Consider the following 13,817-nt stretch of genomic DNA (forward strand, 5'->3'; position numbering starts at 1 on the left):
GGCCGGATCACCGACGATCAGGGCCGCGCCATCGAAAGGACCCACCATGTTTCGTTCCCGTGTGATCTCAGGCGCCGCGATCGGCGCCGTGGCGCTGCTCGCGCTGACCGCGTGCGCTCCGCGCGACGGCTCGTCCGGCGACACCCGCGCCAGCGTCGCGACAGCGGATCTCGTCGCGTCCACCCCGGCGGCCACGTCGCCGGTCGACGAAGTGACCTGGTCGATCGTCGAGGGCGAGCCGGCCACCCTGGATCCGGCCTCCTCAGCGAATCTCATCATTCCGAACCTGTGCGACAACCTGCTCGCACTGCAGCCGGACTTCTCGGTCGAGCCCGGAGTCGCGACGCGAGCCGAGTGGACCGATCCGACCACCTTCGTCATCGAACTGCGCGACGATGTGACGTTCTGGGACGGCACGCCGCTCACCGCGGCAGACGTCGTCTACAGCCTCGAGCGCAATCGCTCGCCCGAGTCGCAGTGGTTCGCGGCCTTCGCGCTCGTCAGCGGCATCGAGGCGACGGGGGATCGCGAGGTCACGGTCACCTTCAACGCGCCCGACTCCACATTCCGCGACGCGCTCGCCGGTGGCGGAGGAGCAGTGATGAGCGCCGCGTTCGGCGCTGAAGCCGGAGCCGATCTCGGCACGTCCGACGGCGGACTGATGTGCACCGGCCCCTACGAGCTCGCAGACGGGGGGTGGACGCCCGGCGGCGAGATCGTCACGACGGCCAACCCCGACTACTGGAACGGTGCGCCGCTCGTCTCGACGCTCACCTACGTATTCGTCTCCGACGCATCGACGCTCGCCACCGCGCTCACGCAGGGCGAGATCGACGGCGCCCTGAACGTGTCGCCGAGCTCCCGTGCCGCCTTCGAGGGCGACGGGGCTGGCAGTCTGATCGTCGGGCCGTCGACGGCGTCCTACAGCTTCGGGCCCGCAACGTCGGAGGGGCCCGCGGCCAATCCAGCGATCCGACGCGCGCTGAGCCTGTCGATCGACCGGGAGCAGTACATCGACACCGTGCTGAACGGGTTCGGCGAACCGCAGAGCACGATCGTGCCGCCGTTCACGTTCCACGAGCTCGCGACCGCAGACGTGTATCAGGCCGGGTACGACGCGCTCCCCGCTCCGGATGTCGACCTCGACGCGGCGAAGAAGCTCGTCGACGAGAGCGGCGAAGACCTGAGTGCGCCGCTGGTGCTGGCCGTGCCGGCAGGCGCGACGGAGTTCAAGAACACGGCGCAGATCGTGCAGAGCGCCGCGAAGCAGATCGGCGTCGACATCGAGATCAACGAGATGCAGGCCTCCGACTTCGGGGCGATGTTCTACGACCCGGCCGCTCGTGAGGGAATCGACTTCGTCGCGACCCAGGGCTACCTCGAAACCCCCGGAGTGCTCGGCTACCCGTCGCTGTTCATGCTGCCGGAGGAACTCGGCGGCGTGTTCAACTGGAGCGGCTACGCCAACGAAGAGGTCACCGCGCACATGCAGGCGGCGCGCACGGCGGCTGACGAGCAGACCGCGGCCGAGGAGTTCGTCGCGGCGCAGGAGATCTTCGCGCCCGACATGCTCCAGATCACCCTCGCGGGCGCCTACCAGTTGAGCTACGTGAACGACGATCTCACCGGCATCACCACTTCGGTCGCGGTGTACAGCAGCCCCTGGGCGCTGCACCTCGGCGGGCAGTAGTCGGCGGAGCTGCGCGGAAGGACCGACGTGAACTCTCTCCTCATACGCACCCTCGTTGGCCGGCTCGGCGGATTGCTGCTGACGCTCTTCCTGGCGAGCGTCGTGATCTACGCCGCGTTGCTCCTGACGCCAGGCGACCCCATCGCCGCGCTCGCCGGCGGCGCGAAGCCCACGCCGGAGCTCATCGTGCAGATCCGCGCCGAGTACCACCTCGACGATCCGATCTGGTCGCGCTACCTGCAATGGCTCGGAGGGGTCTTCTCGGGCGACTTCGGGCGATCCTTCGTCTACAAGACCGACGTGATGAACCTGGTGGCTCCTCGGTTCGGAGTGACGCTGCAACTCGTGCTGCTCACCGTCGTCATCATTCTCATCGCGGGCGTCGGCTCGGGCATTCTCGCCGCGACCAGGGGCCCTCGGATCGACCGGGCGGTCGGGCTGCTCACCGCACTGGGCATGGCGCTTCCGACGTTCGTGGTCGCGATCCTGCTCATCTGGATCTTCGCGAAGACGCTGGGCTGGTTCCCGGTGTACGGCGAAGGATCAGGGGGCCTCGATCGTCTCTGGCACCTGACCCTGCCCGCCTGCTCCCTCGCGGTGCTGTTCATCGCGTACATCAGCCGAGTCACGCGCAGCTCGCTGGTGGCCCAGATCCACTCGGAGCACGTCGAGACCGCGCGCGTGCGGGGCATCCCACGCGGCCGCATCTTCCGCGTCCACGTGTTCCGCAACGCGGCACCGCAGATCCTCGCGATCTCGGGCACGACCGTCGCCGGTCTGTTCGCGGCCTCGGCGATCGCGGAGCAGGCCTTCGGGCTCGGGGGCATCGGCTCCCTTCTCACCGAGGCCGCTGCTCGCAAAGATCTTCCCGTCGTGCAGCTGGTCTCATTGCTGCTCGTGACGATCTTCGTCGTGCTCAACGCCGTCGCCGACATCGTGAGCGCACTCATCGACCCCGACAGCATCAATGCCGGGAGGGCAGCATGAGCGTCGCACAACTCGCGGGGGGCAGATCCCCGCAAGCCATCACCCGGGTCGCGCGCAAGGACTGGCTCTTCAGGAGCGCGCTCGTCGTCTTCGGCTTGGTCGCGCTCGCCGCGCTGGCCGGTCCGTGGATCGCACCGTACGATCCCGCCGAACTCTACACCGGCGACGTCAACGGTATCGGTTCGCTCGCCCACCCGTTCGGCACCGACGACGTGGGTCGTGACATCCTCTCCCGGGTACTGGCGGGAGCCCGAACGAGCGTCATCGCGCCCATCGCGGTGGTCGCGCTCTCGACCGTGCTCGGCTCGGCGCTCGCCATCATCGCCGCGTGGTTCGGAGGAGCGGTGCGGGGCGTCATCGCACGCATCGTCGACGTGATCTTCGCGATCCCCGGCCTGGTGCTCGCCGTGCTCGCCGTGGCGATGTTCGGCAAAGGAGTCCTGGCGCCCGTCATCGCGCTGTCCATCGCGTACATTCCCGTGGTGGCTCGGCTGACCCAGACCGCGGCGTCCCGAGAACTCGGCAAGCCCTACATCGCCGCCTTGCGAGTACAGGGCGTCTCCGCCGCGGCCATCTGCTTCCGGCACCTCGTTCCCGCGCTGATCCCGGTGATCGCCGCGCAGGTGGCGGTCGGTTTCGGCTACGCGATGCTCGACCTCGCGGCGATCTCATTCCTCGGGCTCGGCGAGCAGCCTCCGGCCGCCGATTGGGGCTCCATGATCGCCGGCGGGCAAGCCGGCATCCTCGCGGGAGCCCCGGAGCAGGCGCTCTACCCGGCGGTCTTCGTCGTCGTCACCGTACTCTCCGTCAGCGTCATCGGCGCACGAATCACCACCTGGGCAGAGGAGAAGGAACGATGACCGCTCCCGTACTCGAACTCGACGCGCTCTCCATCGCGACCGCCGACCGCACGCTCGTGCACGACTGCACGCTGACCATCAGCGCAGGCGAGGCCGTCGGACTCGTCGGCGAATCCGGATCGGGGAAGACGCTCTCGGTGCGGGCCGTCGCAGGCCTGCTTCCCGGGCATTTCACCACTGGCGGAACGATCCGCCTCCTGGGCCACGACATCTCTGCGACGCCGCCGGCCGTGCTCCGAGACCTGCGGGCGAGGCGCGTCGGCATGATCTTCCAGACGCCGCGCGCCCACCTCAACCCGCTGCGCACCATCGGCGACTTCCTCACCGAAGCCCAGATCACCGTGGACGGCGTGCCCCCCGAAGCGGCGACACGCCGCGCAAGGGAGCTGCTCGACGAAGTCGGCATCACCGACGCCGGTCGGCGGCTCAAGCAGTACCCAGCAGAGCTGTCGGGCGGGCTGCTGCAACGCGTCATGATCGCGGCGACGCTCGCGATGGATCCGGAGATCCTGCTCGCCGACGAGATCACGACGGCCCTCGACGTCACCACGCAGGAGGAAGTCATGGCCCTGATCGGCGACCTGCGCCGCGAACGGCAGCTGTCACTCCTGTTCATCACGCACGATCTCGCCCTCGCGGGAGCCGTGTGCGATCGAGTCGCGGTGATGCAGCGGGGCCGAACGGTCGAGACGCTCGATGCCGCGACCATGCGTCGCGACGCGCGAGAGGACTACACCCGCGTGCTCATGTCGGCCTCGCTCGGCGACACGCCGTCGCCTCCTTCCGCGAACGAGACCACCGATCCCGACGGGCTGCGGGCGGACGAGTCGGCGGTGCGCGAGGAACGCGCGGCTCCGATCCTGTCGGTGACGGGACTGCGGAAGACGTTTCGCGTGCGCAGTGCGACGGGGGGAGCTCGAGAGGAATTCGTCGCCGTCGACGATGTCGCCTTCGAACTCGCCCCGGGAGGCTGCCTCGGAATCGTCGGCGAATCAGGGTCGGGCAAATCGACGACCGCGCGCATCATCTGCGGCCTGGAGCACGCTGACGCCGGCGCGGTAACGGTCGGCGGAGCCGACTGGAGTCGGCCGGCCCGCGGCGGCGCCGAACGTCGATCTCGAGCGAAGACGGTGCAGATGGTCTTCCAGGATCCCTACCAATCACTCGATCGCAGGCAGACCGTTCGCCAGTGCCTCGCCGAGGCGATCCGCGTGCACCGGAAGCGCGCGCCGCAATCGGAGATCGCTGCGCGCATCGGCGAGCTGGTCGACCAGGCGAGGCTCGAACCCGCGCTCCTCGACGTCAGGCCCCGGTCCCTCTCCGGAGGGCAGCGGCAACGCGTCGCCATCGCACGCGCGCTCGCCGCAGACCCCGAGATTCTCGTGCTCGATGAAGCGGTATCCGCACTCGACGTCACGACGCAGGTCGAGATACTGACGCTGCTCGACACGATCCGTCGAGAGACCGGCGTCGCGCTGCTCATGATCACGCACGATCTCACCGTGATCCGCAGGCTCTGCGACAGTGTCGTGGTGATGCGCTCGGGGCGCGTCGAGGAAGCGGGGCCGACCGGTGAGCTTCTGGACGCGCCGCGCGCCGAGTACACTCGGCTGCTGCTCGACTCCATCCCTCGCGAAGGATGGACGCCGCGGCGTCGTAGGCTCGGACGCACGTCAGCACTCCCGACCATCACCGGACCCATCGCCGCACCGGCATCGACCGGCGCGCGCTTCGAATCGAAAGGCCGTTCATGACCTCCGCACTCCTCAGCCCCGACTTCGAGTACTGCTTCGAATTGCGCGTCGCCGTCGACGACGCCGTTCCGATCGGCGGCTCCGCCCCAGGGGAGGGCCTGCACTTCGCGCCGATCTCGGGCGGCAGCTTCGCCGGGCCCCGGCTGCGCGGCGCGATCCTTCCGGGCGGCGGCGACTGGTGGACCGGGCACGGGCTCACGGTGCGCCTCGATGCCCGGTACATCATCGAAGCTGAGCTCGACGGCGGCGCTACCGCGGCCGTCGACGTCGTGAACCGCGGCATCTGGCGCACGGACGAGGCCGGCTTGGCGCGACTCGAATCGGGCGAGGACCTCGACGAGCGCGACCTCTACTACCGCACCGCGTTCGTGTTCCACACCGAGCACCCCGAACTCGAATGGCTGACGTCATCGCAGTTCATCGGATACGCGCGGCCAGAACCCGGGCACGTGGTGATCCGCGTGTTCCGACTCATCTGAGCCGCCATGAACCCCCGCAGGCCGCACCCCGCGGCGTGCCGATCAGAGACGAGATGATATGACCGACTTCGCCGACCTCTGCCTGGTATCGGGCCGCATCTTCGATGGCCGAGTGCGAACCGACCGCACCGCACTCGCGGTGCGGGGCGACCGCATCGTCGCCGTCGGTGACGATGCCAGCGTTCTCGCCCTGCGCGGGCCAGGCACCCGCGTCGTGGATGCGCGAGGCGGCCTGATCACTCCGGGGTTCGTCGACGCGCACGTGCACGCCGCATTCGCAGGTGTCGAGCGGCTGAGCTGCGACTTGTCGAGCGCGCGGAATGCGGACGAGACCTTCGCGCTCATACGCGCGGCCGTCGAGGGGGCCGACGCAGCCGGAGCCGATCCCGATTCCTGGATCACCGGGGGCGGCTGGAGCCACGAGATCTTCCCGCACCCGACGCGGCACCTCCTCGACGAGATCGTCGCGGACCGTCCGGTCGCGCTCTCAGATGCCGGCCATCACACGCTCTGGGCGAACTCACGAGCGCTGGCACTCGCCGGGGTCACGCGCAACACCCCGCAACCCGCAAACGGGCGCATCGCGGTCGACGGCGATGGCGAGCCGACGGGGTACCTGAACGAGACGGCCGCCGAACTCGTCGGCCGCGTGATCCCCCCGGCCACGGACGACGAAATCGCCGCCGGGCTCCTCGACGCGCAGCAGTACCTGTGGTCCCTCGGCATCACGGGCTGGCACGAGGCCATCCTCGGGGAGTACAACGGCAAGGCCGATTGCACCGCGGCCTACCGGCGCGTGATTCACGACGGAACCCTGCCCAGCCGTGTCTCCGGCGCCCTCTGGATCGCGCCCGGACTCGAGGAGGCGGATGTGCCCGCCCTCGTCGAGCGCTTCGTGCGCCTGCGCGCCGAGAACGCTGCGGCCGGCTTCGCCACGTCGACCGCCAAAGCGATGATCGACGGGGTGCCCCACGGGGGCACCGCAGCACTGCTCGAACCGTACTGCTCCCACGGCGATGGCACGGGCGACACCGGTGCGGGCGAGCTGCACTTCAGCGAAGCCGCGGTGCATGCGTTCGTGGAGCAGCTCGATGCCGCGGGGTTCGCCCTGCATCTCCACATCATGGGGGACCGAGGCATCCGGGTCGCCCTCGACGCGGTGGAAGCGGCGCGCGCCGCGAACGGGAGCGGGCCGAGGCATCACGTCGCGCACCTGTCGATGATCCACCCCGACGACGCGAGCCGATTCGGCCCGCTCGGGCTTACCGCGAACATGCAAGCGCTCTGGGCCGCACCCGACCCGTACGTGGTGCCGATGATCGGCGAGGAGCGCATGCGCCGCGGGTACCCGTTCCGCTCCCTCGCCGACGGGGGAGCGGATCTGGCGATGGGTTCCGACTGGCCGGTATCGCCCCCGGACCCCTGGCTCGCAATGCACGTCGCGGTCAACCGGTCGCTCCCGGCCCCACCCGATGCCCCTGCTGCGACTGGCGGGAGCCCGGACGTGCTCGACGCGGCTCAGGCCCTGACCCTTGCGGAGAGCCTCGCGGCGTACACGAGCGGTTCCGCGTCCCTGGTGCTCGACGCTCCCGGACGCATCCGCGTTGGCGAGCGCGCCGACATCGCCGTGGCGACGTGCGATCCGTTCACCGGGCCGATGGAGGCCGTGATCGCGACCCGCACCGCCCTCACGGTGGTAGCCGGCGAGGTCGTCTTCGCGCTCGCGCCGTAGTCGACGCACGGGGGCCGCGGTCGGCCCCCGTGCGTCCGGCGTCCGACCTATTCGGTCTCAGCCGGAACGTCGATGCCGTTCACGCGCTGAATCTCCCGCTGATACTCGGCGACGACGCTGCGCGAGACGCGGCAGTCGAGCAGGATCGTTCCATAGGCGCCCGCTTCGGTCCACGTGCGCAGAGCGTCGAGGTCCGCCAGCGTGCGCACGCGCACCCCTGTCGCGCCGAGCGCGGAGGCGACACCCGCGAAGTCCACGTCGGGGATCAGCATCGGTTCCTGATCGAGGCCCAGCTCGCCGTAGAGATGCACCTCCGCTCCGTACGCGCCGTCGTTCCACACCACGATGATGCAGCTGGACGCGGTGCGGATCGCGGTTTCGAGATCGGCGAGGGCCATGAGTCCTCCGCCGTCGCCGGTGCTGAGCACGGTCGTCGTGCCGGGGACCGCCGCAGCGACGCCCGCGACCGTCGAGAAGCCGAGGCCGATGGTCTGATAGGCGGTGCCGACCATGATCATGCGCTCCGGAGCGGCGACCGGCCAGTACATGTTCGCCCAGCCGAGGAAGTGACCGCCGTCGGTGGTCACGTGACGCTCCGCCGGCAGCAGTGCGCCGATGCGCGCGGCGACGGCGCGAGGATCGAGCCTTCCGTCTGCGCACACACCGTCGACGACACCGGTGCTGCGCTCGCGCAGTGCGCCTCCCGGTTCGAGCCCCGCGACCGTCGTGCGCCAGCCGCCCGCCGAGCTCCCCGAAACGTCGCGCACCGCCGCGATTCCCGCGAGCAACCGGTCCAGGATGTCGCGGGCATCGCCCTGCAGCAGCTGGTGCGAGATGGGACGATTCGTCCTCGGAGGGGCGACCTGCTCGGCATCGACGCGAATCACGGTGGTGCCGGCGCCGAACAGATCGCCGAACCGCATGGTGAACTGGTTCAGGCTCGCTCCGACGACGAGCACGACGTCTGCCGTCTCGACGACGCTCATGGCCCGCTGCTGGCCGAAACCGCCAGTGACGCCGAGGTCGAACGCCGTTTCGGGGAAGATGCCTCGGCCGAGCGCCGTCGTGGAGGTCAGTGCCCCGAGCGCCGACGCCATGCTCCCGAGCTCGGCTGAGGCTCCCGACACGTGCGCGCCGTGGCCCGCGATGACGAGGGGGCGCTCGGCTTCGAGGAGGGCGACCACCGCGAGTTCGATCTGATGGTCTGCGGGACGGGAGACGGGAGCCGGGGCGGGCGAGGGAGTGGCGGGCGCCGAAGCCAGGGAGCCGGTGCTCTGCGCAGACGGCTCCGCCCCGGACACGGAAGCGGATAGGGCGGCGAGCACCGCGGGATCGGCGAGGTCGATGCCCTGCGCTTCCGCTCCAGGCGCGGATGCCGCACTGGAATCGACCGCGCCGGCGACCTCCACACCGACGAGATCGTAGGGGATGGCGAGCACGACCGGGCGCCGAACGCGCAGCGCGTAGGTCACTGCGCGTTCCACCGTCCGCGCGATGTTGGTCACCGAGAGCGTGTGCGTGCGGATGCCGAGGGCCGCCGCCAGCATCTCCTGATCCACATCCCACGGGCGCGGCCCGGTGCTCGGTGCATCTCCGACGACGACGAGCATCGGCGTGCGAGCCTGAGCCGCCTCGGCGAGCGCGGTGAGCGCATTCGTGAAACCGGCGCCGTACGTGGTGGTGGCGATGGCCAGCTCCCCGCTGACGCGCGTGTACGCGTCAGCGGCGGCGACCGTGCCGGCTTCGTGGCGCACGGCGACGTACTTGAGGCCGAGTTCGCCGAGCTGTTCGATGAGGTGGGCGTTGCCGTTGCCCATCAAGCCGAACATCAGGCGGGAGTGGGGGGCGAGTGCGGTCGCGAGTGCGCGCACCAGGGTGGTGTGAGACATGACAGGTCCTTCGGGAGGGTACTCGAAATACAGGGAACCGTGTATGTCTCGCCGGGCGGCATCGCTCCGGCAGCAGCGCCCCTTTTTCGAGCGCCTTCCCCGGCAGGGCCGGCGGAAACCCGACCGAGCTGGACCTCTTCATCTTAGTGAGCGCTCCCGCTCACCGGTAGCTCTGCGCGATCCGCTCTGCCGCTTCCTGCAGGGCGTCGACGACCTCGCCGATCGTCTCGGGGACCTTGAAATGCACGACGGCGATCGCTGCAGGGGGCTCGCCGGCGATGCGCAGCGGCACGGCGATGCCGGTGACGTCGTCGATGACCTCTGCGCGGCTGAGCGCGTAGCCCTTGCGTCGCGCCTCGCTGCCGGCCCGGCTCATCTCGGGGTCGCCGAGGTACGCTTTCCGCTCAGCGCGGGTGAGCGACGATTCGATGGCGTGGCCGGGGGCGCCGCGATGCAGCGGGTGCCGCACACCCGGGTTTCGGGCGATGGTGGCGGCGACGTTCGACGGTTCGGCGGTCACGAGGGTCACCACCTCGTCCGCGTCGAGCACCGTGACGAACGTGGTCATGCCGAGCTCGTAGGCGAGCTCGGTGATCACCGGCATGGCGGCGGTGTGCAGCGCCGGGGCCACGCCGCGGGCGAGCACGGTGAGTTTCGGGCCGAGGCGGATCAGGCCGGCCTCGTCGCGCGCCACGAAGCGGTGCTGCTCGAGGGTGCGCAGGATCCGGTAGGCATTCGAGCGGTGCACCTCGAGACCTGCGGCGAGGTCGGCGATCGACATCGGGGATTCCGCCTCGGCGAGAAGTTCGAGCGCGCGCAGGCCGCGCGACAGAGTCTGGGAGCCGGCGGTCGTTCCGGCTTCGCTCGCGGAGGTCATGACTCCTATTCTGTCGGATTCTCCGGCGGTCACGTATTGCGCATGAGCGGAGACGCACATATTCTATGTGTGCAGTATTCAGACTGAGTGTTCACTTAGTGAACATGCACCGCGGCGCTGGCTGCGGCGAGTGAGGAGAAACAGTGCAGTTCCATCACCACGGGTACGTCTCGACCGATCCGCGCATCCTTCCGGCCGCTGGCGTCGGCGTCGACCGTCCCGTCGACCTGCCCGAGCAGATCGATGTGCTGATCGTCGGCTCCGGCCCCGCCGGCATCGTCACGGCGGCCCAGCTGGCCCAGTTCCCGAACGTCGTGACGCGCGTCGTCGAGCGCCGCGACGGACGGCTCGTGCTCGGTCAGGCCGATGGCATCCAAGCGCGCAGCGTCGAGACGTTCCAGGCATTCGGCTTCGCCCAGCAGATCATCCAGGAGGCGTATCGCATCACTGAGACCGACTTCTGGAGTCCGGATCCCGAGAATCCCGGGAACATCGTGCGCAGCTCCATCACGCCCGACGATCCGAAGGGCATCAGCGAGTTCCCGCACCTCATCGTCAACCAGGCCCGGGTGATCGATTACTTCGCGGAGTACGCGCGGCGCGCGCCCGCCCGAGGCGACATCGACTACGGGTACGAGTTCGTCGACCTCGAGGTGACGGGAGACGGCGACTATCCCGTCACCGTGACGCTCCGGAAGATCTCCGGGTTCACCGGCGCGGGAATCAACGCCGCGAAGGAGGGCGACGACGAGGGGGAGACCCTAGTGGTCCACGCGAAGTACGTCGTCGGCGCGGACGGCGCCCGCTCCTCGGTGCGGCGCTCGATCGGCGGGTCACTCGCCGGATCCTCGTCGCTGCACGCCTGGGGCGTCATGGACGTGCTCGCCGTGACCGACTTCCCCGACTTCCGCAAGAAGTGCATCATCCATTCGGCAGCCGGCAGCATTCTCCACATCCCGCGCGAGGGCAACCACCTGGCGCGCATCTACGTCGACCTCGGAGAGACCGATGAGCACGACGCCGGCAAGGTGCGCGGCACGTCGCTCGACGAGATCATCGCCAGGGCGAACGCGATCCTCCATCCGTACACGCTCGACGTGCGCGACGTGCCGTGGCACAGCGTGTACGAAGTGGCGCACCGCCTCACCGACCGGTTCGACGACGCTGCGACTTCGCCCGACGGCAAGGGACGCGTCTTCCTGATGGGCGATGCGTGCCACACGCACAGCGCGAAGGCCGGGCAGGGCATGAACGTCTCGATGCAGGACGGCTGGAATCTCGGGTGGAAGCTCGGGTACGTGCTCGAGGGGCGCAGCCCGGAGTCGCTGCTCAAGACCTACTCGGACGAGCGCTGGGTGACGTCGAAGAATCTCATCGACTTCGATCACCAGTGGTCGACCCTGATGGCGAAGAAGCCGGAGGAGTTCGCGTCCCCCGACGAGGTGGCCGAGTTCTACGTGCAGACCGCCGAGTTCCCCGCAGGCTTCATGACCCAGTACACCGACTCGATCCTCGTCGGGACCGATGCGCATCAGGAGCTCGCGAGCGGGTTCGCGATCGGCAAGCGTTTCAAGTCGGTGCTCACCACGCGGGTGGCCGACGCGGTCGACGTGCACCTCGGTCATCATCACCGGGCGGATGGGCGCTTCCGCATCTACGCATTCGCCGACGTCGACGGCACGAGGCTCGACGAGTGGGCGAAGTGGATGCTCGAAGCAGCCGAGTCGCCGCTCGCGCGCTTCACCCCGAAGGGCGCGGACCTCGACTCCGTGTTCGATGTGAAAGCGGTCTTCCAGCAGCATCACCACGAGGTCGATATCGCGCGGGTCTCACGACTGTTCCTGCCCGCGTCCGGTCCGTTCGGGCTGACGGACTACGAGAAGATCTACGCCGCCCATCCCGATGACGACATCTTCGCGGCACGGGGCGTCAGCCGTGACGGGGCCATCGTCGTCGTGCGACCCGATCAATACGTCTCGACGGTGCTGCCGCTCACCGCGACGGACGAGCTCGCGGAGTTCTTGAGCGGGACGTTCCTGCCTCAGCTCTGACGAGCCAGCTTCCGCCTCCGGCTGATGGTGGTACCCGCCCAGGTCAGCACCCAGAGCCCCACGCCGATCGCGAGGAGCAGACCGGCGATCTCGTACTGGATCCAGTCCTCGACACTCCTCGCCCAGGGGCCGACCAGGAAGAGCGACAGCGCGGCGCCGAGGATCGGGATCACTGTCGGCGCGCGGAAGCCGCCCTCGACCCTCGGTTCACGACGCAGCACGAGGAGTGCGATGTTGACGACGGCGAAGACGCAGAGCAGCAGGAGACCGGTGGTGCCGCCGAGTGCGCCGACGATGCCGTCATCCGAGTTCAGGTTCACGTAGACGACCAAGCCCACGGCGAGCAGGGTGCTGAAGAGGATCGCGACCCAGGGCGAGCGTCGCTTCGGCAGCACCTTGCTGAGCACCTTCGGCAGTACGTCCTGCTTCGCCATGCCGTAGAGCAGGCGACTCGCCATGAGCATGTTGATGAGTGCGGTGTTGACCACTGCGAACACGGTGAGGAACGGGAAGATGGCGTCGACGGGAATGCCCGGCGCCCCGATGCGGACCACGTCGAGGAGGATGCCGGCGTCGGGGTTCTTCGGGTTGAGCAGGTCTCCTGGCGGGATGACCATGATGACGGTCACCGCCACGAGCATGTAGACGATCGCGCAGATGCCGAGGCCCGTCAGCATGATCCTGGGGAAGTCGCGCTGGGGATCCTTGCACTCCTCGACGAGGTTCACCGAATCCTCGAATCCGACCATTGCGAAGAACGCGATCGCGGTCGCCATCGTCACAGCTGCGAACGCGCCGCGGTCCCCGGGGGTCTCGAAGACGACGAGACGCGAGACGTCGCCGCTGCCCTGCACGATCGCGATGATCCCGATGAGGATGATCACCGCCATGATCGCGATGGTCACCAGCGTGAGCACGAGATTGAACTTCACGCTCTCGCCGACGCCCCGCAGGTTGATGAGCGCGAGTACGAGGATGATGGCGATCGCCGCGAACATCGTCGCCGTGGCGTCTTGCGGTACGCCATCGAAGAACTGCCCCATGCCGATGAGGAGGTTCTTGCCCACCAGGGTGGCCGATGTCGCCGCGCTCGTGATTCCTGAGGACGCCACCGCGAAGGCGATGATGAAGGTGACGAAGTGCACTCGGAACGCCTTGTGCGCGTAGAGGGCAGCGCCCGCGGCCTGCGGGTACTTCGTGACGAGTTCGAGGTACGAGAACGCTGTGAGCGTCGCGATCACGAAGGCGAGGAGGAACGGGAGCCAGGCGACGCCCCCCACCTGACCGGCGACTCGGCCGGTGATGGCGAAGATGCCGGCGCCGATGATGTCGCCGATGATGAGGAGCAGGAGCAGCTTCGGTCCGATGACCCGTTTGAGGCCGGTGCCGTGCTCTCTCGGATCGTCGCCGATCGAAGCGACGGCTTCAGTGTTCAACTGCGCCATGATGATTCCCGTCGTGCGTCGTGCGTCGTGGTCGTGATGACGTGCAGTCGTCC

At 68.8% G+C, this 13,817-nt stretch carries 10 protein-coding genes; 7 read left to right on the forward strand and 3 right to left on the reverse strand.

Annotated features, from left to right (window positions below; translation table 11 throughout):
* Positions 1-46 precede the first annotated feature (46 nt).
* From WFH23_RS13170 to WFH23_RS13195, 6 genes are read left to right on the forward strand one after another with little or no spacing between them, the layout of a single operon-like run.
* Entirely contained in the window at positions 47-1,690 is a 1,644-nt protein-coding gene (locus WFH23_RS13170; RefSeq protein WP_336662865.1) for an ABC transporter substrate-binding protein, read from the forward strand.
* A 27-nt stretch (positions 1,691-1,717) separates the two neighbouring features.
* Positions 1,718-2,677, forward strand: a complete 960-nt coding sequence (locus WFH23_RS13175) for an ABC transporter permease subunit (RefSeq protein ID WP_090150101.1) — start codon at positions 1,718-1,720, stop codon at positions 2,675-2,677.
* Positions 2,674-3,537, forward strand: coding sequence for an ABC transporter permease (locus WFH23_RS13180; protein WP_336662866.1), 864 nt, complete (start codon positions 2,674-2,676; stop codon positions 3,535-3,537). The genes WFH23_RS13175 and WFH23_RS13180 overlap by 4 nt, the downstream gene beginning before the upstream one ends.
* Positions 3,534-5,291, forward strand: coding sequence for an ABC transporter ATP-binding protein (locus WFH23_RS13185; protein ID WP_336662867.1), 1,758 nt, complete (start codon positions 3,534-3,536; stop codon positions 5,289-5,291). Before WFH23_RS13180 ends, WFH23_RS13185 begins: the two co-directional genes overlap by 4 nt.
* Positions 5,288-5,770 (forward strand): DUF3237 domain-containing protein, encoded by a 483-nt coding sequence (locus tag WFH23_RS13190; protein WP_090150093.1) that lies wholly within the window; start codon positions 5,288-5,290, stop codon positions 5,768-5,770. The genes WFH23_RS13185 and WFH23_RS13190 overlap by 4 nt, the downstream gene beginning before the upstream one ends.
* Positions 5,771-5,828: 58 nt before the next feature.
* Positions 5,829-7,502 (forward strand): amidohydrolase, encoded by a 1,674-nt coding sequence (locus tag WFH23_RS13195; protein WP_336662868.1) that lies wholly within the window; start codon positions 5,829-5,831, stop codon positions 7,500-7,502.
* Positions 7,503-7,549: 47 nt separating this feature from the next.
* Here WFH23_RS13195 and WFH23_RS13200 read toward each other — a convergent pair whose 3' ends face one another.
* Together WFH23_RS13200 and WFH23_RS13205 are read right to left on the reverse strand one after the other, a co-directional pair.
* Positions 7,550-9,391, reverse strand: a complete 1,842-nt coding sequence (locus WFH23_RS13200; protein WP_336662869.1) for a thiamine pyrophosphate-binding protein — start codon at positions 9,389-9,391, stop codon at positions 7,550-7,552.
* A gap of 160 nt (positions 9,392-9,551) precedes the next feature.
* The gene (locus WFH23_RS13205; protein ID WP_090150084.1) at positions 9,552-10,268 is read right to left on the reverse strand and encodes an IclR family transcriptional regulator; all 717 of its coding nucleotides are present in this window, start codon (positions 10,266-10,268) and stop codon (positions 9,552-9,554) included.
* 143 nt (positions 10,269-10,411) lie between these two features.
* Between WFH23_RS13205 and WFH23_RS13210 the strand changes: the two genes are divergently transcribed.
* On the forward strand, positions 10,412-12,319 hold the full coding sequence (locus tag WFH23_RS13210) for an FAD-dependent monooxygenase (protein WP_336662870.1): 1,908 nt from the start codon (positions 10,412-10,414) through the stop codon (positions 12,317-12,319).
* Here WFH23_RS13210 and WFH23_RS13215 read toward each other — a convergent pair.
* A complete protein-coding gene (locus tag WFH23_RS13215; protein WP_336662871.1) occupies positions 12,310-13,764 on the reverse strand; it encodes an APC family permease in 1,455 nt (484 codons plus the stop codon). The two genes, WFH23_RS13210 and WFH23_RS13215, sit on opposite strands and share 10 nt — an antisense overlap.
* Positions 13,765-13,817 lie beyond the last annotated feature (53 nt).

This window comes from Leucobacter sp. USHLN154, from assembly GCF_037145595.1.
Taxonomy (GTDB): Bacteria; Actinomycetota; Actinomycetes; order Actinomycetales; family Microbacteriaceae; genus Leucobacter; species Leucobacter alluvii.